We start from the raw sequence: 20,769 nt of genomic DNA, 5'->3' as shown, positions 1-20,769 counted from the left end.
AAGCACGCAAAGGGCTGCTCATGCTCTCCTTCGATGATTTGAAATCCCAGGTTTCTTCGGGCCTGGTCGACACGGTTCTGGTGTGTCTAGTGGACATGCAAGGGCGGCTGATGGGCAAACGCTTCCACGCCAAGCATTTTATTGCCGGAGCCTGGGAAGAGACCCATTGCTGCAACTACTTGCTGGCAACGGACCTGGAGATGGCGACGCCGGATGGCTATGCCTCGACCAGCTGGGAAAACGGCTATGGCGACTATGTGATGAAGCCGGATCTGGCGACCCTGCGCCCGGTGCCGTGGCTGGAGGGCACGGTGATGGTGCTGTGCGATGTGCTGGATCACCACACGCATGAAGAAGTTTCACACTCCCCGCGCGCCATTCTGAAAGCCCAAGTAAACCGGCTTAAGGCGATGGGCTATGACGCCATGTGCGCCACCGAGCTTGAGTTTTTCCTGTTCGAAAAGAGCTTTGACGAGATCCGTAAGTCCGGTTTCCGCGACCTGGCGCCGATCTCGGGCTACAACGAGGATTACAACATCCTGCAGACCACCCGTGAAGAGCATGTGATGCGTCCGATCCGCAACCACCTGTGGGACGCGGGCTTGCCGATCGAGAACTCCAAGGGGGAAGCAGAGACCGGCCAGGAAGAGCTCAACATCAAATACGCCGGAGCGATGGACACTGCAGAGTACCACACCATCGCCAAACACGCAGTGAAGGAAATCGCCCACCAGCAGGGCCATGCGGTGACCTTCCTGCCGAAATGGAGCCACGACAAGGTCGGCTCTTCCAGCCATGTGCATCAGTCGCTGTGGCAGGACGGCAAGCCCGCGTTTCATGACCCGTCGGATGAGCTGGGCATGTCGCCGCTGATGAAGGCCTACATGGGCGGGTTGCTGAAATACGCGCCCGATTACACTGCCTTCATGGCGCCTTATATCAACAGCTACAAACGCTTCATGAAGGGCACCTTTGCGCCGACACGGATCATCTGGTCGGTGGATAACCGCACCGCCGGCTACCGCCTGTGCGGCGACGGGACCAAGGCGATCCGGGTCGAATGCCGCATTCCGGGCTCTGACATGAACCCTTATCTGGCGATGGCGGGCATGCTGGCGGCGGGCATTGCCGGGATCGAAGAAGGGCTGGAACTGCAGCCCCCGTCAAAAGGCGATGTCTACCAAGGTGACACGGGCATGATACCGGGCACACTGCGCGATGCCGCGGCGGCGCTGAAAGGCTCGGCGATGCTGCGTTCCGCCCTTGGCGACGATGTGGTCGACCATTATGTACGCGCCGCCGAGGTGGAGATCGAGGAGTTTGACCGCGTGGTTACCGACTACGAGATTGCCCGCGGCTTCGAGCGGGCGTGATCCGGAGCTGGTGGGCTGGGGGCCGGCCCCCTGACCCCCGGGGTATTTTTGACCAGAAAGAAGCAGGGGCGGCAGTGCCCCTTGGAATGGAGTTGATGGCATGGGCCAGACACTGAAGTGCATCTCGCCGATCGACGGATCGGTTTTTGCCGAACGCGAAACCCTATCGCGCGAGGCAGCTTTTGACACGGTGGCACGCGCCCGCGCGGCCCAAACCGCCTGGGCCGCACGCCCCCTGCAGGAGCGGGTCGGCCTGGTGATGGCAGGCGTCGCTGCCGTTGGCGCGATGAATGATGAGATTGTGCCGGAACTGGCCCATATGATGGGCCGGCCGGTGCGTTATGGCGGCGAGTTCGGCGGCTTTAACGAGCGTGCCTCGCATATGGCCAAGATCGCTATGGAATCGCTGGCCGATATCGAAGTTGGCGAGGACGCCACCTTCAAACGCTATATCAAGCGTGTCCCGCATGGGGTCGTGCTTGTCGTGGCGCCCTGGAACTACCCCTATATGACCGCAATCAACACTGTGGCCCCTGCCCTGATCGCAGGCAACGCGGTAGTGCTGAAGCACGCCACCCAGACACTGCTGGCAGGCGAGCGCATGGCGCAGGCTTTTGCTTCGGCGGGCGTGCCCGCGGATGTGTTCCAGAATGTCTTTTTGGACCATGACACCACTTCGGCGCTGATTGCCGAGAAGGCGTTCAACTTCGTGAACTTCACCGGTTCGGTGGGCGGCGGCCAGGCGATGGAACGTGCGGCGGCAGGCACCTTTGTGGGCGTCGGCACTGAGCTGGGCGGCAAGGATCCGGGTTATGTGATGGAGGACGCCGATCTTGATGCGGCGGTGGACACGCTGATCGACGGCGCCATGTTCAACTCCGGCCAGTGCTGCTGCGGCATCGAGCGGATCTATGTGCATGAAAGCCTTTACGATGCCTTCCTGGAGAAGGCGATTGCCATCGTCAAAGGCTACAAGCTGGGCAACCCGTTGGACGCGGAGACCACCATCGGGCCAATGGCCAATGTGCGCTTTGCTGATGAGGTGCGCAGCCAGATCGCCGAGGCCGTGGAGGCAGGTGCAGTGGCCCATATCGAAACCTTGCCGGAGGATGACGGCGGCGCCTACCTGACGCCGCAGATCCTGACCGGTGTGACCCACGATATGCGGGTGATGCGCGAGGAAAGCTTTGGCCCCGTCGCCGGCATCATGAAGGTGCAGTCGGACGACGAGGCCATTGCGCTGATGAACGACAGCAACTTCGGTCTCACCGCATCGCTTTGGACCCGCGATCTGGAGCGGGCGCAGGCGGTGGGCGACCGGATCGAGACCGGCACGGTGTTCATGAACCGGGCCGATTACCTGGATCCCGGCCTGTGCTGGACCGGCTGCAAGGACACCGGCCGCGGCGGCGGGCTGTCGGTCATCGGCTATCACAATCTGACCCGTCCCAAGTCCTATCACCTGAAAAAGGTGACCGGCTGACGGACGGCCCCGCCCGCCCCGGCGTCTCCTCCCCGGGGCGGGCCATTGCATCAAAGGAACACGATATGAGCCTTAACGGAAACTGGTCCTACCCGACCGCAATCAAATTCGGCGCCGGCCGGATCAACGAACTCGGTGATGCCTGCGCCGCTGCCGGCATCACCAAGCCATTGCTGGTCACCGACAAGGGGCTGGCCGATCTGCCTGTCACCCAAGGCACCCTGGACATCATGGACGCCGCTGGGCTGGGCCGCGGCATGTTCTCGGACGTGGACCCGAACCCGAATGAGAAGAACCTGGAGGCCGGTGTCGAAGCCTATAAGGCGGGCGGTCACGACGGCGTGATCGCATTCGGCGGCGGCTCAGGCCTGGATCTGGGCAAGATGGTTGCCTTTATGGCCGGCCAGACCCGCCCGGTCTGGGATTTTGAGGATATCGGCGACTGGTGGACCCGCGCCGATGCCGATGCCATCGCGCCGATCATCGCGGTACCGACCACCGCAGGCACCGGATCCGAGGTGGGCCGCGCCAGCGTGATCACCGACAGTGTCAGCCATCAGAAGAAGATCATCTTCCACCCCAAGGTGCTGCCCGCAGTAGTGATCTGCGACCCCGAGCTGACGGTGGGCATGCCCAAGTTCATCACCGCAGGCACCGGCCTGGATGCCTTTGCCCATTGCGTCGAGGCGTTCAGCAGCCCCCATTATCACCCGATGTCCCAGGGCATCGCGCTGGAAGGCATGCGGCTGGTCAAGGACTACCTGCCGCGCGCCTATGCCGACGGCACCGATATCGAGGCGCGCGCCCAGATGATGTCCGCCGCGGCGATGGGGGCCACCGCCTTCATGAAGGGGCTGGGCGCCATTCACGCCATGAGCCACCCGATCGGAGCGCACTTCAACACCCACCACGGCACCACCAACGCGGTCTGCATGCCAGCGGTGCTGGAGTTCAACGCGCCTGCAATCGCAGACCGGTTCACCATGGCGTCGGCCTACCTCGGCATCGAGGGCGGTTTTGACGGGTTCCGGACGTTTGTGCAGGAACTGAACGACTCCCTGGGCATCCCGCGCAAGCTGGCAGATCTGGGCGTCACCGAGGCTGCAATCCCCGAGTTGGTCAAAGGCGCGATCATCGACCCCAGCTGCGGTGGCAACCCGATTGAGCTTACTGAGGAGAACCTCACCCAGCTGTTCAAGGCAGCATTGTAAACAACGGCATTTCGCCAGGTTTCAGCGCTCTCCGCCCGGCGGGGAGCGCTGTTTCGTTCCGCTACAGCGTCAGCCGCTGACGTAGACCTTGTCTTTGGGGTAGTAGAAGATTTTCTGATTGTGCAGCCGGCCCAAAAGCTCGTGCACACGGCGCAGCGTTTCGTCCTCGCTGCTGCCCGCTGCCGGTTGGGCCTCTGACAGGGTGTCCCTTGTGGCTTGCAGGGCGGTCTCTATCAGCTCCATATCTGTAACGGACAGTTCGAACATGTCGTTGTACTGGGGCATCTCGGCTCCTTCTCCGGTTGGCTGGACTGAACTGGCTGCCTACAGGCTGCCCCATGGCGGACCGCAAAGCCACAGGAAAGCGCCAAAATCAACCGTGCCCAGCCCCGGATCGCGGAAACGCCGCCGGTTTCAGCTGCCGGGAGGCTGTTAGAGCGTCTCACCCAGATTAATCGCGGGGCACAACCGGTCGAACACCAGACTATCCGTGCTGCCGGCCTCGCGCGATTGCAGGATGACCCGCGCGGCACGTTCGCCAATCTCACGGCGGCAGGCATCCGTTGTGGCCAGCTGCTGCGGCATGCCCTGCAGGATCTGCAGATTGTTGAAACCGGCCAGCGCAATATCGCCCGGCACCGATAGGCCTGCAGCCAGGCAATGCATCAAGCCGCCAACACTCATCACGTCGCTGGAGTAGTAGATGCAATCAAGATCCGGGTTGCGCGCCAGCATCTGCGCGGTCAGCTGGCGGCCGGTCTGGATCGCACTTTCGCCGGCGTAATGCTCGATATCACCCAGAGCGACACCCTGGGCGGCCAGACCGTCGGTGAAGCCGTCAAAGCGTTTCCGGGCGCGGAAGTCCTGCGGCATCTTGGTGCCGATAAAGCCGATCTTGCGGTAACCGCAGGCCAGAATCTGCTCTGCCATGTCGCGGCCTGCCTGCAGATGCGAAATGCCGACGCAATGGCGGACCGGATCGCCGTCCACATCCATAACCTCGACCACCGGGCAATCCGCCTGCTGCAGCATCCGCCGTGTCGTTTCGGTATGCTCCAGCCCTGCGACGACCAAACCGGAGGGGCGCCAGCTGAGCATTTCGCGGATAACACCTTCCTCTTCCTCAAGATCATACCCCGACACCCCGACCACCGGCTTCAGCTGGCTGTCCTTCAGAACAGCGGAAATGCCCGAAAGCACCTCCGGGAAAACAAAGCTGTTCAGCGACGGCACCACCACCGCCACCAGATTGACCGATTGCGAGGACAGAGAGCCGGCAATCCGATTGGGCACATAGCCGTGGCTGCGGGCGATTTCTTCAACCTTGGCCTTGGTTTTGGCGGACACATCCGGGGCACCGCGCAGGGCACGGGAGGCGGTCATCTCGCTGACGCCGGCCAGATGGGCCACGTCCTTCAGCAGCAGTTTCTTGGTCATCCGCCCATGGTCAAGCACTTTGCCCGCAGCCGCAAGGGCTGGTCTGCCGGCACGGGGGTTGATTTCCAGAACCGTTATCGCTATCGGTATCGCAACCGTTATCGTTACCGGAATCATTCCGGCCCAGCAGCCAGAGGTGAGGCATGACACTGAAAATCGCAATCAACGGATTTGGACGGATTGGCCGCGGGGTGCTGCGCGCACTTCTGGAAAGCGGCGAAAAAGACATCGAAGTTGTTGCCATCAACGACCTGTCGCCGCCCGAGACCCTGGTGCATCTTCTGAAATACGACAGCGTGCACGGCCGCCTGAAGACGCCGGTGTTTCTGGCCGATGACCTGATCCGCGTGGGCCGCCACAGCATCCGGCTGAGCGCAATCCGCAACCCGGAAGAGCTGCCCTGGCAGGATGTCGATATCGCCTATGAATGCACCGGACTGTTCACGGCTCGCGGTGACGCCGCGCGGCATCTGAAAAACGGCTCCAAGCGGGTGCTGATCTCCGCTCCCGGCAAAGATGCCGACCGCACTGTGGTTTTCGGCGTCAACCACATGGATCTGACGGCGGACGACGTGATCGTCTCCAACGCCTCCTGCACCACCAACTGCCTGGCACCGCTGGCGCAAGTGCTGGACGGCGCCTTTGGCATCAAGACCGGCTACATGACCACGATCCACGCCTATACCGGCGACCAGCCGACCCATGACACCAGCCACTCGGATCTCTACCGCGCCCGCGCGGCCTCGCTGTCGATGATCCCCACCTCCACCGGAGCGGCCCGGGCGATCTCCGAGGTGCTGCCGCATCTGAAGGGGCGGCTGGAAGGTTCGGCAATCCGGGTGCCCACCGCGAATGTGTCCGTGGTGGACCTCAGCTTTGTGCCGGAACGCACCGCCACCGTGGAAGCCGTCAATGCCGCAGTAAAGACAGCTGCCGAGAGCGGGCTTGCGGGCATTCTGTCGTATGAAGAAGACCCGTTGGTCTCTGTCGATTTCAACCACGATCCGCATTCCAGCTGCTTTGCCGCGGCGCAGACTGCTGTCACCACCGAAGGGCTGGTGCGGGTGGTCAGCTGGTATGACAACGAATGGGGTTTTTCCAACCGCATGGTGGACACCGGCCGCCGTATTGGCGAGGTGATGAGGTCCGCCGAGGTCGCCCTGGCCAGCTGACAGGGTCAATCGGCGGACGCCTGTTGACGGGAGCCTCCCGCCCGTCGTCCGGCACCTGCCGGTACCTTCCTCCCGTTGGGCCCGGCGCCGCGCTGACGCGCGGCGCTGCTGCGTTCTGCCGCTAGCCCTGCGTGCCGCCCGATGGGCAAGGCCAGCTGGCACAAAAGCTGACTCCAGGATGCGCCAAATCAAACTCCGGGCAGCGAACCGCTGGCATACCGCGCTGAATTGCGCCAGAACAGGCGCAAGGCATGACCAGCTACAGGAGCAAGACCGGCGTGACCATCTCCCGTGAAACCGTCCTTGAGGCGCTCAAATCTGTCGCCGACCCCGTCAGCGGCAGTGATATCGTCAGCGCTGGCATCGCCCGCGCTGTGACCGTCGAAGGCAGCACCGTCCGCTTTGTGCTGGAAATCGACCCCGGCAAGTCCGAGGCTTACGGCCCGGTCCGCAATCAGGCTGACGCCGTGGTGGCCGAACTGCCGGGGGTAGAGAAGGTCTCGGCCATGCTGACCGCCCACTCGCAAAAGGCGCCGCCGGACCTGAAGCCCAAGCAGCCCGCCCAGGCGCAACAGCAGGCAGCGCCGCAGAAGGTTCCGGGGGTGGCGCGGATCCTGGCGGTTGCCTCCGGCAAGGGCGGGGTCGGAAAATCCACAGTCTCGGCCAATATCGCCTGCGCGCTGGCGATGCAGGGGCGCAAGGTGGGGCTGCTGGATGCCGATGTTTACGGCCCGTCGCAACCCAAGATGCTGGGTGTCAGCGGCCGGCCCGCCAGCCCTGACGGCAAGACCATCCTTCCCTTACGCAACCATGGCGTCACCATGATGTCGATGGGTCTGATGACCGGCGAAGACCAAGCGGTGATCTGGCGCGGCCCGATGCTGATGGGCGCGCTGCAACAGATGCTGCTGCAAGTGCAATGGGGTGAGCTGGACGTGCTGATCGTCGATCTGCCGCCCGGCACCGGCGATGTGCAGATGACGCTGGCGCAAAAGACCCATGTAGACGGCTCCATTGTGGTCTCCACCCCGCAGGACGTTGCATTGATCGACGCCCGCAAAGGCATCGACATGTTCCGCAAGATGAACGTGCCGGTGCTGGGCATGATTGAGAACATGTCGACTCACATCTGCTCGAACTGCGGCCACGAGGAACATGTCTTCGGCCATGGCGGCGTGGCGCAGGAGGCCAAGAAGCTGGGCGTTCCGCTGCTGGGCGAGGTGCCGCTGCACTTGGACGTGCGCCTGGCGGGCGACAACGGCACCCCGATTGTGGCAGCGCAGCCCGACAGCGCCCAGGCCAAAGTGTTCCTTGATATCGCCACCCAGCTGGTAGACGCAGGCGCCGCATAATCCTGCCGTCCCCGGGCCAGGGGCCGCAAAACAGCGGCGCGCAGCGCCGTTCACCCTTGAGGCGGGGATGGCAGACATAAAAATGAACAAGGCGTTTGAAGGGCAGATTTGCCCCTCAAGCGCGTCTCGGCAGGCCCTTTCGCCACGCAGCGGCGCCACGCCCAACTGTGAGGCGCATTCTATGAATGCGCTGGAACAGGCGGGAGCTTCCCGCCTGCCGGGTCAGGCATATTTTTCCAGGAACGCCTCCGCCCGCAATGTGCGGAAATCCGGCAATGCGGCGCGCAAAGTGCCGTGGTCCCAGTCCCACCAGGCCAGCTCCATCATCTGCCCGGCGACAACCTCGGTATAGCGGCGGCGGATCACCTTAGCGGTGTTACCTCCTACTATCGTGTAGGGCGCCACATCCTTGGTCACGATAGCGCCCGCGGCTACAACCGCACCATGGCCGATGGTCACCTCCGGTTTGATAATTGCGGCATGGCCGATCCAAGTGTCGTGACCGATAAAGGCCGTGCGCCCGGCCCGGCGGGAAAACCACTCTGCATCCTGTTCCGCATCGTCCCAGTAGTCGCCGGACCGGTAGTGGAAATGATGCAGCGAGGCCTTCTCCATCGGATGATCAGTCGCGCCGACCCGGACAAGACTGGCGATATTGGCAAACTTGGCGATTTTCGCATTAGCGATATCGCAACTGCGGTCGCAATAGCTGTAGTCGCCAACCGCAGAATTCGCGACCCGGCTGCCGGCGCCGATCTCCACATAGCGCCCGAACCGGCTGTCTGTGATCTGGCATTCCGGGTGAAGGAACGGGGTTTCAGCCTGCAAACGGGGCATGGTTTTTCCTCTGAAACGTCTGGGATCAAGGCAGCAGGAAACCGCTGCCCTCTTGCGCCTTGGCCGCCTTGCGTTTGGCCGGGCCGCTGCCGCCCGTGACCAGTTTCCGCCGCAGCCAGCCCGAGAACCAATCCATCAGCATCACCATCAGGATGATCAGCGTGATATAATAGGCCACCTCCTCCCAGTCTTTCTGGGTGATGATCGCCTGGGTCAGCAGCAGGCCGATGCCGCCACCGGTGATTGCACCGATGATGGTGGCAGAGCGGGTGTTGGATTCCAGGAAATACAGCAGCTGGCTCAGCAGCACCGGGGTGATCTGCGGGATCACTCCGAACCGGTAGCGCTGCAGCGGTTTTGCGCCGGTGGAGGCGACGCCCTCAATCTGTTTCTGATCAACGTTTTCCAGCGCTTCTGAGAAGATCTTGCCGAAGGTGCCGGTATCCGTGACCAGGATCGCCAGCGCACCGGTCAGGGGGCCGGGGCCAAAGGCACGCGCCAGAACCACGGTCCAGATCAGCGAGTCCACGCCGCGGAAGAAATCGAACAACCGGCGCATGGCAAAGCGCAGCGCCCGGAACGGCATAAAGTTCCGGGTGGCAGCAAAGGCCAGCGGCAGCGCGATGATCCCGGCGCCAATAGTGCCCAGAAAGGCCATCAGCAAAGTTTCCGCAATCGCCCAGGCCACATCCTGATGGCGCCACATCTTGTTGGTCCAGAACTCCTGGAGAATCGCGCCTGCCTCACCCGTGGCCGCGCGCTGCAGCAGCTCCCCTGCCCCCATCTCGTAGTACGGGCTGTCGAGGGTGAAAAAGAACAGCTCCCAGCCTGCGAAATAGCGGAACACTTCGGCCCGATTGCGGGTCACCGTCAGGCGCCCGGCCCCGGTATTGACCGCCAGACGGTTCTTGGAGACGCTGATCCACTCCGGAACTTCGCCCGGCGGCAGTTCTGCCTGCACACCTGCGCTGCGGCTGGGGGTGGCGCGCACGCTGCCATAGCCGGGGATTTTGTACTCGATGATCTCCGGGCCGAAGGTGACGGTATGGCCGTCCTCCAGATCAATCACTGTGGTGTCGCCCAGGGCCACCCAATCCGGTGCAGAGCCATCGGGATAGGCGCCCTTGCGCTCCCCTTCGATTGACACCGAAACAGCGCCGTTGCGGTTGTCGCGGGTCACATGGGTCTTGTAGCTGTAGCTGTCGCTGACCAGGGTTCTGGCGTTCTTAAGGCTCGCTTTCTCCCACAATCCAAAAACATCAAAAGCCACAAAGACATAGGCCAGATAGACCAGCACCGCGGCGGGCAGTGCGAAGCCCAGCAGCCGCTTCTTCAGGAACAGCCTTGAGATATCCAGCTTCAGCTCTGCCGGGGTGAGAGTGGTATCGAAAGTGGTCATGCTTTCGCTCCATGGGTCAGACGGTCGCGCAGCAGGCCGGACAATTGGTCAACGGCAACGATGGTGATGAACAGCAGCAGGAAAATCGCGGCGGCCTCGTCATAACGCCCCTGCCCCCAGGACATTGCGTTCTTCAGCTCGTAGCCGATGCCGCCCGCGCCGACAAAACCGAGAATGGCCGAGGCCCGGATATTGATCTCAAACCGCAGCAGCGCGTAGCTGACGTAGTTCGGCCCGACCTGCGGGATCACCCCCAGCGCCATCCGCTGCGCCCAGGTGGCGCCGACCGATGACAGACCTTCCACTGGTTTCAAAGAGGCGTTCTCGTTCACCTCGGAGAACAGCTTGCCCAGCGCACCGGCGGTGTGGATGGCAATGGCGATCATCGCAGGCACCGGCCCGCCGCCAAGGACAAAGATCAGCACCAGCGCAATAACGATTTCCGGGACAGCGCGGCAAATATCGCTGATGCGGCGGAACAGCGGGGTCAGCGCCGGCCACGGCGCCATGCCGCGGGTTGCCAAGAGCGACAGCAGGGTTCCGAACACCGCGCCCACCAGTGTAGATGCCGCGGCGATATTCAGCGTCTCTACCAAGGCCGGGAAGAAATGCGCCACATGGCCCGGCAGCTGGGCGGCCTTCTGGGACGCCTCTGTCAGAACCTCGGCCGGGTAGTCGAAAACGCGGGTGAACCCATCAGCAAAGGAGCCTGCATTACGCGCATCGGCGGTGCGAAAACCTGCAGCCATCAGCGCCACAAAAACGGCCAGCAGAATGCCGCCGTACAGCCGCTTGCGCTGGGTATGAGCAGTGTATTGCTGCCGGATGTCCTCGATGCCCGGCCGGGCGGCTGTGAGATCTGCCATGTAGGGGTCCTGGTCTTGAAGTGGTGGCAATTTTCACGTGCCATCAAGGAAATTGCGGGGTTCCGAGCCAGGCCCGACCCCCCGCAGAGCACAGTATCAAAGGTACGGTACTGAAATTACTGGGATTTCAATTTACGGGCTTCGATGATCACCTCGTAGGCGTCATGGGTGATCGGCATCAAACCTTTCGATTCACCGCCCAGCACATTGTACATGCAATCCGGATCGATCGAGTTCATCGAGGCCAGCAGGCCGGTCATCCTGACCTTCACGTCCGCAGGCAATTCGCTGCGCAGCACAAACGGGCCTTCCGGGATCGGCGCGGATTTCCAGATCTCAACCAGATCGTTCATGTCCACCAGGCCCGCATCCACCGCACGGCGCAGAGCGCCGGAGTTGTAGCCGTCTTCCCATTCGCCAAGCCCATCGGCCCAGCTGACACCGCCAGCAACGTCGCCATTGGCCACAGCAACAATGGTCTGTTCATGGCCGCCAGTGAATTTCACTTCGCCAAAATAGTCGCCCGTTTCCATGGTGGCACCCGTCACTTGCGGGATTTCAATCGACGGGATCAGATAGCCCGAGGTGGAGTTCGGATCGCCAAAGCCAAACGTCTTGCCCTTCAAGTCTTCCAGCGAAGCAACGCCGCTGTCCTTGCGCGCAAAACCAACCGAATAGTAGCCAAAACCGCCGTCCGCATTGACCTTGACCAGAACCGGTTCAACCGCTTCGGGGTTGGACAGATAGGTCTTGGCATAGCCCGACGCGCCCAGCCAGGCCATGTCGATGGTGCCGCCCAGCAGGCCCTGGATCACACCATTATAATCGGCAGGTGCAAACAGTTTTGTTTCGACACCCAACAGTTCCTCGGTCTTCTCGCGCAGGCATTCCTGCTTGCTCAGACGGTCCTGTGCGTTCTCGCCGCCCAGGATGCCGATGCGGAACTCTTTGATTTCCTCCGCTGCAACGGGGGCAGTCAGCCCGGTGGTTGCCAGAACGGCAGCAATCAGTTTCTTCATCTCAAGTCTCTCCGGTTGGTCACGTCCCGGGGAGCAGCCCCCCGGGGTCGATGAAAACAAATCAGGGGTTATTCGGCAGGAATGGCGGCGCGCATCGCGTCCGTCTTTTCCAGTGTTTCAATCTCGGTTGAGGTTGCTGCCTCGGAAAACTCATCCCCGGCGCCGTAAATCTCGCGGGCAACGCCGGTGGTCAGCTGCGCGGGCAGCCCGTCAAAGACGATGCGCCCGTCACGCATTCCGACAACCCGGTCGCAGTAGCGGCGCGCAGTATCCAGCGTGTGCAGGTTAGCAATCACCGTGCGGCCGTCTTCCTCGTGAATACGGCGCAGCGCCTCCATCACGGTCTGGGCGTTCATCGGGTCAAGCGAGGCAATCGGCTCATCCGCCAGAATGATCTTCGGATCCTGCATCAGCGCCCGGGCAATCGCCACCCGCTGCTGCTGACCGCCCGACAGCGCCTCGGCGCGCTTGGCGGCGTGTTCGGCAATACCGAGACGGTCCAGGATATCAATCGCCGTGTGAATATCCGCCATCGGGTAGAGGTTGAACAGCGTCGCCATCACGTTACGCCGGTTCAACGTGCCGTGCAGCACGTTGGAAACCACATCCATCCGCGGCACCAGGTTAAACTGCTGAAAGATCATCGCGCAGTCCGATTGCCAGGCCCGCTTGTCCTTGCCGTTCAGGCCTGTGATTTCACGGCCCTGAAACAGAATGCGCCCGTCACTGGCGTCTTCCAGCCGGTTGAGCATCCGCAAAAGCGTGGATTTGCCTGCACCGGAGCGGCCGATAATGCCGATCATGCAGGGCTTGTCGATGTCCAGCGTGGCGGTATCCACCGCAATCTTGCCGCCGAACCGTTTTGTCAGTTTGTCAATGCGCAGCACCGGGGCGCTCCCTCTTCGTTCGGGACCTGCCTAATGCGCTTGCTCAAACCTCATGTGTCGCTGCCGTGAAAGTTTTGTAACGCCGGGCCGCGCAACCCGTGGGCGTGCAGCACAGAGTTACGGGCCTGCTGCGCATTCTGCCCCTGTCCACAGGGGCCGGGACGGTCTATACGGCCTTCGACTCCTCAATTCCCTTTGCAAAAGGAAGCTGCCAGATGTCCTTTGACCGCAAGATCAAGATCGCGCCCTCGATCCTCTCTGCCGATTTCGCCAATTTCGGCCAGGAGATCCGGGCCATCGAAGCCCAGGGTGCCGATTGGGTGCATGTGGATGTGATGGACGGGCATTTCGTGCCGAACCTCACCTTTGGTCCGCAAGCGGTGAAGGCATTCCGCCCGCATGTGAAGACAGTGATGGACGTGCACCTGATGATCGCGCCGGTTGATCCCTATATCGACGCCTATGCCGATGCCGGCGCCGACGTGCTAACGGCCCATATCGAGGCCGGACCGCACATCCACCGCACCTTGCAGGCAATCCGCGGGGCCGGAATGAAGGCAGGCGTCGCATTGAACCCCGGCACCCCGGCGGAAGCGGTGGCGCATCTTCTGGACCTGACCGATCTGGTCTGTGTTATGACCGTGAACCCCGGCTTTGGCGGCCAGAAGTTCATCGACATGACCGCCAAGATCCGCAGCCTGCGTTCGATGATCGGCGACCGCCCGGTGCATATCGAAATCGACGGCGGAGTGGACCCTGTCACCGCGCCGCTGGTCACTGAGGCCGGCGCCGACGTGCTGGTGGCAGGCTCTGCCGTATTCAAAGGCGGTTCGGTCAACGACCCCACGGTTTACGGCGAAAACATCCGCAAGATCCGTACTGCCACCGAAGGCACCTGGACCTAAAACGCACTGAGATTCTCCCGTCAATCGCCGGGCGCATTAAAGATGCGCCGCTCTTGTTGGGCCAAGCGCCGCGCGTTCCGCGCGGCGCTTTTTCGTGATACGGCCAGCGTTTGCGCGTCCAGCCCGGCACAGCCGGGCCGCGCCCTGATGGCCCTCGACGGGCCGGAAGGGCGCCCGCCTGCCTATTCAGCCGCCTTTGTTCAGTGAGTCGAAGGACTTGCCCTCCGCCACCAGCTGCTCCAGCAGCGGCGCGGGCTGCCAGAAGAAATTATCCTCTGCCGCATAGGCCCGGATATCCGCCAGGATCCCATCCAGCCCTTGCAGATCCGCCCATTTCAGCGGCCCGCCCCAGAAGCGCGGGAAGCCGTAGCCGAACAGCATCACCATATCCACATCCAGCGGACGGCGGGCAATGCCCTCGCCCACCACCTTGGCGGCCTCGTTGACCATGGCGCACATGTAGCGCCGCAAAACCTCCGCGTCCGGGAAATCCCGCGGGGTGACACCCTGCTCTTCCTGATCCCGGGCAATCAGCCCGGCCACTTCCGGGTTCGGAACGCCGCCGCGCGTGCCATCCTCGTAGATATAGAAGCCTTTACCGGTCTTCTGGCCGAAATCGCCGCCCTCGCAGAGCATTTCGTAGAATCGCGGCACCCGTTCACGCGGATCGCGGGTCGGGGCGCGGCGCTTGCGGGCGGCCCAGTTAATGTCCAGCCCGGCCAGATCGCCCATCGCAAACGGCCCCATGGGAAAGCCGAAACCGGTCACAACCGCGTCCACCTGATAAGGCGAGGCACCATCCAGCACCAGATATTCCGCCGCTTTGCGGTAGGCGTTCATGATCCGGTTGCCGATGAACCCGTCGCAGATGCCCGAGCGCACCGCGACCTTCTTCAGCCTCTTGCCAAGGGCAAAACCAGTCGCCAGCACCTCTGGCGCAGTATCCTTTGCCACCACAACTTCCAGCAGCTTCATCACATGCGCAGGCGAGAAGAAATGCAGCCCGATCACATCCTGCGGCCGGGAGGTCGAGGCGGCAATCTGATCCACATCCAGATAAGACGTGTTTGTCGCCAGCACCGCGCCCGGTTTGCAAATGGCATCCAGCTTGCCAAATACCTCGCGCTTGACACCCATGTCCTCAAACACCGCTTCGACCACCAGATCCGCTTGCGCCAGCGCAGCATAATCCGTCGCCACAGTCAGCGCCTCGCCGGTCAGCCGGTCATACTGCGCCTCGGTGATCTTGCCGCGCTTCAAGGCCCCTTTCAGGTTGCCTTCAATCCGGCCGCGTGCCGCAGCCGTAGCGTCATCGGTCATCTCTATCAGCACCACCGGCAAATCCGCCAGCAGCGCTGCCGTGGCGATTCCCGCCCCCATGGTGCCGCCGCCGATCACCCCCATCAAGGCCACCTCGCGCGGCGCAATGCCCTCCAGCTCCGGCAGTTTGCTGACCGCGCGTTCCGAGAAGAAAGCATGGATCAACCCCTGCCGCTGATCAGAGCCCATCAGCTCCATGAACAGCGCACGCTCGCGCTTGAGGCCCGCCGCAAAACTCTCCGCCTCAGCCGCCGCCTGTACCGCGCACACAGCCGTGGCCGGCGACAGCTGGCCGCGCCCCTTTTTCAGCGTGGCTGCATAGGCCGCATCAAAGTCCACCGCTTCCGGCGCGGGCATTTCCCCAACGGCCCGGCGCGGGGCGCTCTGCTCCAGCAGCTCTTGCACATAAACCAGGCCGATCCCGCGCGGATCCCCCTCTTCGATTTTGTCGATAATGCCTTTTTCCAGCGCCTCCGCGGCGCCGAAATGACGGCCGCTGGTGATCATCTCCAGAGCCGCTTCGGTTCCGGCCAAACGCGGCAGCCGCTGGGTGCCGCCTGCACCGGGCAGAATGCCCAGGTTGACCTCAGGCAGGCCCATCCTGGCCGACGGCACCGCAATCCGGTAATGCGAGGACAAGGCCACCTCCAGCCCGCCGCCCAGTGCCGTGCCATGCATCGCGGACACCACAATCAGCGGCGAGGCCTCGATCCGGCTGCAAAGGCCGGGCAGCTGCGGTTCCTGCGGCGGCCTGCCGAATTCACGGATGTCGGCACCGGCAAAATAGGTCCGGCCCTCGCCATAGATCAGTACCGCCTTGGCACCGTCCTGTTCCGCGCGTTCGATCCCGGCCAGCAACCCTTTGCGCACCTCAGCACCCAGCGCGTTCACTGGCGGATTCTGCGCCTTCAGAACAGCAACATCGCCTACACGCTCATACGCTATGGTTTCACTCATCCGGTCATCCTCTTTTTCCCGGTGCGGCAGCAGCTGCGCCCGGCTCTCATCCGATTAGGCACGGCAGCCAAACCGGCGCCAAGCCCCAATGGCCGCCAATGGCCTGCAAACCCCGCGTCTGAAACGCCCGGGCGCGGGTAAAGCCGGACATGCCGCCCATTACGTAACAGAATATCGGCCAATTGGAAGCTATTTGAAACTCCCCGCCAAGAGGCACAGCCAAGAGTTCAAGGGGATTCGCTGTTCAGCCAGTCTTCACCACACCGCTGGAAATCCAGCCGTCCAGAATTTCCAAAGCCTTGCCGGAAAACGCAGCATCATTGATATGGCAGTCCAGATCATGCAGCACCGCATTTTCCGGGCAGGAGGCACGCATTTCATCGCAAAATGCCGCCAGCCCTTCTCCGTCATGCAAAGGAGCGCCGGGGCGGTCCCACTCGTTGCAACCGCCCGCAGGCAGCAGAACCGCCACCGGCGCCTCTGCAGTGGCCAGTTTGCCGCAAATCGCCTGCGCAACCTGGCGCCGCTCGGCAGCATCCAGCATCGCGGAGGTGAGCAGCCGGTTGTGGGCATGTGTTTCCCGCCCCTTCAACTGCACGGGCGTCTCCTGCCAGCCGACAAAATCCACCAGGTCATAACAGCCCGGCGCCACCAGCTGCGGCGTGCCTGAACGCCCGGCATTGGTCATCCGGTCCGCTCCCGCCGACAGCCCGCCGAACAAGTGGTTCGACACTTCCTGCGGCGCGAAATCCATCACCGCAGCAAAGGCGCCCTCAGCGGCCAGGCTTTCAAACGCCCGCCCGCCCATGCCGGTTGCGTGAAACACCGCAACCTCAAACCCGCGCGCTTCCAGCGCTGGTTTCAGCGCCACCATGTAACGCAGCACAGTCTTGCCAAACGACGTCATGCCGATCAACGGCCTGTCCCGTTTTGGCGGCTCCACCGACCGCGCCGCGCCCAGAACCGCGCCTGCGGCCTGCGACAGGGACGCCTTGCAGATCGTGTTCAACCCAAACAGACCGCCCGCCCAGAGGATCATCTGCACATCCGCCGGGATCCGCTCAGGCGGCATCAAGGGGGAAAATGCGACAGTTGAGACGATGTATTTGGGCACGCCCACGGGCAGCGCCGCACATATATCCAGCGCCAGATCAGTGCCCATGGTGCCGCCTAGCACAATCACCCCGTCAATGCGCCCCTGCCGGTACAGCTCCAGCGCCAGGGCCGCGGCACCTGCACCCATGATCTGCATGGCACTGTTTTCATCGCCAGTGCCGATCGCCGCCCGGATAGTGCTGCCGCCGGCCTCTGCCACTTCATGCTTGCTGACATCCGCTGGCTGGCCGGGATCCCCCAGCACGCTGACATCCATGGTCAGAACCTTGCCGCCCTGCCCGCGGATCACCTGCGCCAGGTAGCCAAGCTCATCATCCTTGGTGTCATATGTCCCGGCAACCAGAATCGTTTTGACCGTCATATACCGTCCTCCCCTTGGCCTGCGCTCTGCAGCCAGGCCGCCCCTTCATCTTTCCCCAAATACTCCCGCCGGAGGCTGCGGGTTTTGCCGCTGCAAAACCTGCATCACAGCTGTATCCACGCGGTTTTCAGGTCAGTGTATTTGTCCAGTGCATGCAGCGACTTGTCATGGCCGTTGCCGGACTGGCCGACACCGCCCAGCGGCACCGTATTGTCAGAGCCGCCATAGGTGTTCACATGCACCACCCCGGCACGGATACCTGCGACCATCCGGTGCGCCCGGGACAGATTTTCCGTCCAGACCCCAGCCGCCAAGCCATAGGATGTGGCATTGGCCAAGCTCAGCGCCTCCTCCTCGGTTTCGAATTTGGTGACCGCCAGTACCGGCCCAAACACCTCGCGCTGGAACAGCGCGTGGTCCTGCGCCACTTGGGTGACGATCGCCGGCGACATATAGGTGCCGCCGGTGTCTTCCAGAATGCGCACGCCACCGGTCACCACCTGTCCGCCCTCGGACCGCGCCATGTCCATGAAAGACAGGTTGCGGCGCAGCTGGTCTTCCGAATTCACCGCCCCGACTTGGCTGCTGAGGTCCAGCGGATCGCCCACCCGCAGGGCTTCGGCCTCGGCCTGCAGCATTTCGACAAACGCGTCGTGAACCGAGGCCTCGACCAGCAGGCGGGAGCCCGCGATACAAACCTGCCCGGAATTGCGAAAGATGCCAGCGGCAGACACTTTGGCCGCCTTGGCCAGATCCGGCGCATCCGCAAAGACGATATTCGGGGACTTGCCGCCCAGCTCCAGATAGCAGCGTTTGAGGTTGGAACGCGCCGAGGCCTCCAGCAGTTTGCGTCCAGTGGCGCCTGAACCGGTGAATGCCAGCACATCGACATCCATCGAGGCGGCCAGCGCCGCGCCGGTTTCAGCACCTGCACCAGTCACTACGTTCAGCACCCCATCCGGCAACCCGCTTTCCGAGCAGATCTCTGCCAGCCGCAGCAGCGTCAGCGAGGCGGTTTCAGCCGGTTTCAGCACCACCGAATTGCCCATCGCCAGCGCCGGCGCCAGCTTCCACGCACCAATCATCAGCGGGAAGTTCCAGGGCACGATGGCGCCCACCACGCCAACCGGCATCCGCTGCACCAGCCCCAGCACATCCGGCGCGGTCGGCGCGACCTCCCCGGCGACCTTATCCAGCGCCTCGGCAAAATAGCGGAACGTGCCCGCCGCCGATCCCGGTTCAGCCTTCAAGGCCATGTTGAACTCGGTGCCGTTGTCGCGCACGCCCAGCACCGCCAGCTCAACCGCCTCGGCGTCTATCCGGTCTGCAATCCTATGCAGTACTTTTTTTCGTGCGGCGGGGGACTGTCCCGCCCAGCGGCGGTCGTCGAATGCCCGCCGCGCCGAAGCCACAGCGTTTTCAACATCTGTTGCAGAGGCGCCCTGCAGCGTGGTCAGAACAGATCCGTCAACCGGCGAAGCAACTTCGAGTGTCTGGCCCGAACCCGCTTGCCATGATCCTTCAAGAAAGAGTTTTTGCGGCGCCACATCAAGCTGCCGAAGCTTGTCGATGCGCTGTTGGTCTGCCATTCGGCCTCCTTCAGTTCCTTATGGTCCTTCAGCACCCGCAGGATGTGGACCGCCAGAACGATGATAATGAGTAGAAACAGGATGAACGCCACCGGGCGGTCAATGAAATCAAAGGGTTCTTTTACCCGCGCCATTGCGGCGCGCAGTTTCACTTCCATAATGCCGCCCAGGACCATTCCCAGGATGATCGGCACCGCAGGCAGCGACAGGCGTTTCAGCACATAGCCAAGGATACCAAACGCCGCCGCCATCACGCAGTCGGTGGCGGAATTGCGCAAGGAATAGACCCCGACAAAGCTAAGCGTCAGGATGCAGACGCCCAAAAACCGGTTGGGGATGCGCACCACCTGGATCAGCGACTTGGTAGCAAACAGCAAGAACAGCAGCACCAGCACATTCAGCACCAGCAGCGCGAGGTACAGTGCCACCACAAAATCCATGTCGTTCTGAAACAGTCCCGGCCCCGGCACCACGTTGTGCACATAAAAGACCGACAGCATCATCGCCGTCAGCGCCTCACCTGGAATGCCCAGCGCCAGGAGCGGCACCATGGCGGCGGCCGGCACCGCATTGTTGGCGGTCTCCGCCGCGATCAGCCCCTCGGAGGAGCCGTTACCAAAGTCCTGCGGCCGTTTCGAAGTTTTCTGCGCATAGGTGTATGACATGAACTGGGCAGTGAATTCGCCGACGCCGGGAACCATGCCCATCAGCACGCCGAAGGTGGCCGAAACCCCTGCGACACGCGGATGGCGCGTCAGTTCGCGCAGGCCCTGGAACATGCCGCCGCGCAGGCGGGTCATGCGGACCTTCTCGTCCTCGTCCGTCAGCAGCACAAAGGCCTGCGAGATGGCAAACAGCCCCAGCACCACCACGATCAGGTTGATGCCGCCGCCCAGGAAATCCTGCCCGAATGTGTAGCGCTGGGTGTATTTCACCGGCTCCAGCCCGATGGTCTGCAAAAAGATCCCGAAACAGGCCAAGGCACCGGCAATCAGCGCCTGGCCGCGATGGGCAACCACAACCAGGATCAGGCCAAGAAGAGCCGCCAGGAATATCTCGCGCGAGCCGAACATCGGTGCGATCCTGGCCAGCACCGGGGCAAACAGGATCAGACAGATGACCGAGAAGATGCCGCCAAAGAAGCTGGCGGAATAGGCAAGGCTCAATGCCCGCTGCGGCTCGCCCCGCGCCGTCATCGGATAGCCGTCATAGGTGGTCAGCGCGTTGACCGCGGTGCCAGGCGTATTGATCAGGATCGCCGGAATGGCGCCGCCGTACATGGAGGAGCCGTAAATCCCCAGCAGCACCGTCAGGCCCACAATCGGATCCATCGAGAACGTCGCGGGCAGCAGGATCGCAATGGCAACCGCCGGTCCGACACCGGGAATGGCGCCGATCAGCACGCCTCCGACAGAACCCGCCAGCAACGCCAGCGCCACGTCCCAGCGCATCAGGATTTCTATGGCGGAAAAGATCAGATCCATA

17 protein-coding genes are annotated in these 20,769 nt (G+C 62.6%); 6 read left to right on the top strand and 11 right to left on the bottom strand.

Annotation, left to right across the window (positions count from 1 at the left end; all coding sequences use genetic code 11):
- Positions 1–20: 20 nt before the first annotated feature.
- The 3 genes from L1069_RS16045 (at position 21) to L1069_RS16035 (ending at position 4,067) form a co-directional block, all read left to right on the top strand.
- Positions 21–1,373: a glutamine synthetase family protein gene (locus L1069_RS16045; protein ID WP_237456335.1), complete on the top strand. Its 1,353-nt coding sequence runs from the start codon at positions 21–23 to the stop codon at positions 1,371–1,373.
- A gap of 100 nt (positions 1,374–1,473) precedes the next feature.
- A complete protein-coding gene (locus L1069_RS16040; RefSeq protein ID WP_237456334.1) occupies positions 1,474–2,856 on the top strand; it encodes an aldehyde dehydrogenase family protein in 1,383 nt (460 codons plus the stop codon).
- 65 nt (positions 2,857–2,921) lie between these two features.
- Positions 2,922–4,067, top strand: a complete 1,146-nt coding sequence (locus tag L1069_RS16035) for an iron-containing alcohol dehydrogenase (RefSeq protein ID WP_129369948.1) — start codon at positions 2,922–2,924, stop codon at positions 4,065–4,067.
- Positions 4,068–4,136: 69 nt separating this feature from the next.
- Here the strand turns inward: L1069_RS16035 and L1069_RS16030 are convergent, their stop codons facing one another.
- Together L1069_RS16030 and L1069_RS16025 are read right to left on the bottom strand one after the other, a co-directional pair.
- Positions 4,137–4,352 carry a hypothetical protein gene (locus L1069_RS16030; RefSeq protein ID WP_129369947.1) on the bottom strand — a complete coding sequence of 72 codons (216 nt, stop codon included), beginning with the start codon at positions 4,350–4,352 and terminating at the stop codon, positions 4,137–4,139.
- A gap of 147 nt (positions 4,353–4,499) precedes the next feature.
- The gene (locus L1069_RS16025) at positions 4,500–5,504 is read right to left on the bottom strand and encodes a LacI family DNA-binding transcriptional regulator (RefSeq protein WP_237456333.1); all 1,005 of its coding nucleotides are present in this window, start codon (positions 5,502–5,504) and stop codon (positions 4,500–4,502) included.
- 143 nt (positions 5,505–5,647) lie between these two features.
- Here L1069_RS16025 and gap point away from each other — a divergent pair, with 143 nt between their 5' ends.
- Both gap and L1069_RS16015 read left to right on the top strand, forming a co-directional pair.
- Positions 5,648–6,676: a type I glyceraldehyde-3-phosphate dehydrogenase gene (gap, locus tag L1069_RS16020; RefSeq protein WP_129369945.1), complete on the top strand. Its 1,029-nt coding sequence runs from the start codon at positions 5,648–5,650 to the stop codon at positions 6,674–6,676.
- Positions 6,677–6,954: 278 nt separating this feature from the next.
- On the top strand, positions 6,955–8,028 hold the full coding sequence (locus L1069_RS16015) for a P-loop NTPase (protein WP_237456353.1): 1,074 nt from the start codon (positions 6,955–6,957) through the stop codon (positions 8,026–8,028).
- 222 nt (positions 8,029–8,250) lie between these two features.
- Here L1069_RS16015 and L1069_RS16010 read toward each other — a convergent pair whose 3' ends face one another.
- The 5 genes from L1069_RS16010 to phnC form a co-directional block, all read right to left on the bottom strand.
- Positions 8,251–8,865: a chloramphenicol acetyltransferase gene (locus L1069_RS16010; protein WP_237456332.1), complete on the bottom strand. Its 615-nt coding sequence runs from the start codon at positions 8,863–8,865 to the stop codon at positions 8,251–8,253.
- A gap of 25 nt (positions 8,866–8,890) precedes the next feature.
- Positions 8,891–10,264: a phosphonate ABC transporter, permease protein PhnE gene (gene phnE / locus L1069_RS16005; RefSeq protein ID WP_237456331.1), complete on the bottom strand. Its 1,374-nt coding sequence runs from the start codon at positions 10,262–10,264 to the stop codon at positions 8,891–8,893.
- Positions 10,261–11,130 carry a phosphonate ABC transporter, permease protein PhnE gene (phnE, locus tag L1069_RS16000; RefSeq protein ID WP_237456330.1) on the bottom strand — a complete coding sequence of 290 codons (870 nt, stop codon included), beginning with the start codon at positions 11,128–11,130 and terminating at the stop codon, positions 10,261–10,263. The genes phnE (L1069_RS16005) and phnE (L1069_RS16000) overlap by 4 nt, the downstream gene beginning before the upstream one ends.
- A gap of 116 nt (positions 11,131–11,246) precedes the next feature.
- Entirely contained in the window at positions 11,247–12,149 is a 903-nt protein-coding gene (gene phnD, locus L1069_RS15995) for a phosphonate ABC transporter substrate-binding protein (protein WP_237456329.1), read from the bottom strand.
- A gap of 68 nt (positions 12,150–12,217) precedes the next feature.
- On the bottom strand, positions 12,218–13,036 hold the full coding sequence (gene phnC, locus L1069_RS15990) for a phosphonate ABC transporter ATP-binding protein (protein ID WP_134830566.1): 819 nt from the start codon (positions 13,034–13,036) through the stop codon (positions 12,218–12,220).
- A 215-nt stretch (positions 13,037–13,251) separates the two neighbouring features.
- Here phnC and rpe point away from each other — a divergent pair, with 215 nt between their 5' ends.
- Complete coding sequence (gene rpe / locus L1069_RS15985; protein WP_129369939.1) at positions 13,252–13,941, top strand: ribulose-phosphate 3-epimerase; 690 nt, start codon at positions 13,252–13,254, stop codon at positions 13,939–13,941.
- A 186-nt stretch (positions 13,942–14,127) separates the two neighbouring features.
- On the opposite strand, the gene L1069_RS15980 is transcribed toward rpe, so the two are convergent.
- The 4 genes from L1069_RS15980 to L1069_RS15965 form a co-directional block, all read right to left on the bottom strand.
- Positions 14,128–16,218 carry a 3-hydroxyacyl-CoA dehydrogenase NAD-binding domain-containing protein gene (locus L1069_RS15980; protein ID WP_237456328.1) on the bottom strand — a complete coding sequence of 697 codons (2,091 nt, stop codon included), beginning with the start codon at positions 16,216–16,218 and terminating at the stop codon, positions 14,128–14,130.
- Between the two features lie 244 nt (positions 16,219–16,462).
- Positions 16,463–17,695: a Tm-1-like ATP-binding domain-containing protein gene (locus L1069_RS15975; protein WP_237456327.1), complete on the bottom strand. Its 1,233-nt coding sequence runs from the start codon at positions 17,693–17,695 to the stop codon at positions 16,463–16,465.
- Positions 17,696–17,799: 104 nt separating this feature from the next.
- Entirely contained in the window at positions 17,800–19,242 is a 1,443-nt protein-coding gene (locus L1069_RS15970) for an aldehyde dehydrogenase family protein (protein WP_237456352.1), read from the bottom strand.
- Positions 19,149–20,768 carry a tripartite tricarboxylate transporter permease gene (locus L1069_RS15965; protein ID WP_237456326.1) on the bottom strand — a complete coding sequence of 540 codons (1,620 nt, stop codon included), beginning with the start codon at positions 20,766–20,768 and terminating at the stop codon, positions 19,149–19,151. The genes L1069_RS15970 and L1069_RS15965 overlap by 94 nt, the downstream gene beginning before the upstream one ends.
- Position 20,769: the final 1 nt, after the last annotated feature.

The sequence above is a fragment of the Leisingera sp. MMG026 genome (assembly GCF_021654205.1).
Classification (GTDB): domain Bacteria; phylum Pseudomonadota; class Alphaproteobacteria; order Rhodobacterales; family Rhodobacteraceae; genus Leisingera.
The sequence above is the reverse complement of the archived record's forward strand: the minus strand, read 5'-3'. Positions and strand labels throughout refer to the sequence as shown.

What these genes read in the sequence shown, in the direction of transcription:
- L1069_RS16045 (WP_237456335.1), top strand. Translation starts at nt 21, where the DNA reads ATGCTCTCCTTCGATGATTTGAAATCCCAGGTTTCTTCGGGCCTGGTC.
- L1069_RS16040 (WP_237456334.1), top strand. Translation starts at nt 1,474, where the DNA reads ATGGGCCAGACACTGAAGTGCATCTCGCCGATCGACGGATCGGTTTTT.
- L1069_RS16035 (WP_129369948.1), top strand. Translation starts at nt 2,922, where the DNA reads ATGAGCCTTAACGGAAACTGGTCCTACCCGACCGCAATCAAATTCGGC.
- L1069_RS16030 (WP_129369947.1), bottom strand. Translation starts at nt 4,352, where the DNA reads ATGCCCCAGTACAACGACATGTTCGAACTGTCCGTTACAGATATGGAG.
- L1069_RS16025 (WP_237456333.1), bottom strand. Translation starts at nt 5,504, where the DNA reads ATGACCAAGAAACTGCTGCTGAAGGACGTGGCCCATCTGGCCGGCGTC.
- gap (WP_129369945.1), top strand. Translation starts at nt 5,648, where the DNA reads ATGACACTGAAAATCGCAATCAACGGATTTGGACGGATTGGCCGCGGG.
- L1069_RS16010 (WP_237456332.1), bottom strand. Translation starts at nt 8,865, where the DNA reads ATGCCCCGTTTGCAGGCTGAAACCCCGTTCCTTCACCCGGAATGCCAG.
- phnE (WP_237456331.1), bottom strand. Translation starts at nt 10,264, where the DNA reads ATGACCACTTTCGATACCACTCTCACCCCGGCAGAGCTGAAGCTGGAT.
- phnE (WP_237456330.1), bottom strand. Translation starts at nt 11,130, where the DNA reads ATGGCAGATCTCACAGCCGCCCGGCCGGGCATCGAGGACATCCGGCAG.
- phnD (WP_237456329.1), bottom strand. Translation starts at nt 12,149, where the DNA reads ATGAAGAAACTGATTGCTGCCGTTCTGGCAACCACCGGGCTGACTGCC.
- rpe (WP_129369939.1), top strand. Translation starts at nt 13,252, where the DNA reads ATGTCCTTTGACCGCAAGATCAAGATCGCGCCCTCGATCCTCTCTGCC.
- L1069_RS15980 (WP_237456328.1), bottom strand. Translation starts at nt 16,218, where the DNA reads ATGAGTGAAACCATAGCGTATGAGCGTGTAGGCGATGTTGCTGTTCTG.
- L1069_RS15975 (WP_237456327.1), bottom strand. Translation starts at nt 17,695, where the DNA reads ATGACGGTCAAAACGATTCTGGTTGCCGGGACATATGACACCAAGGAT.
- L1069_RS15965 (WP_237456326.1), bottom strand. Translation starts at nt 20,768, where the DNA reads ATGGATCTGATCTTTTCCGCCATAGAAATCCTGATGCGCTGGGACGTG.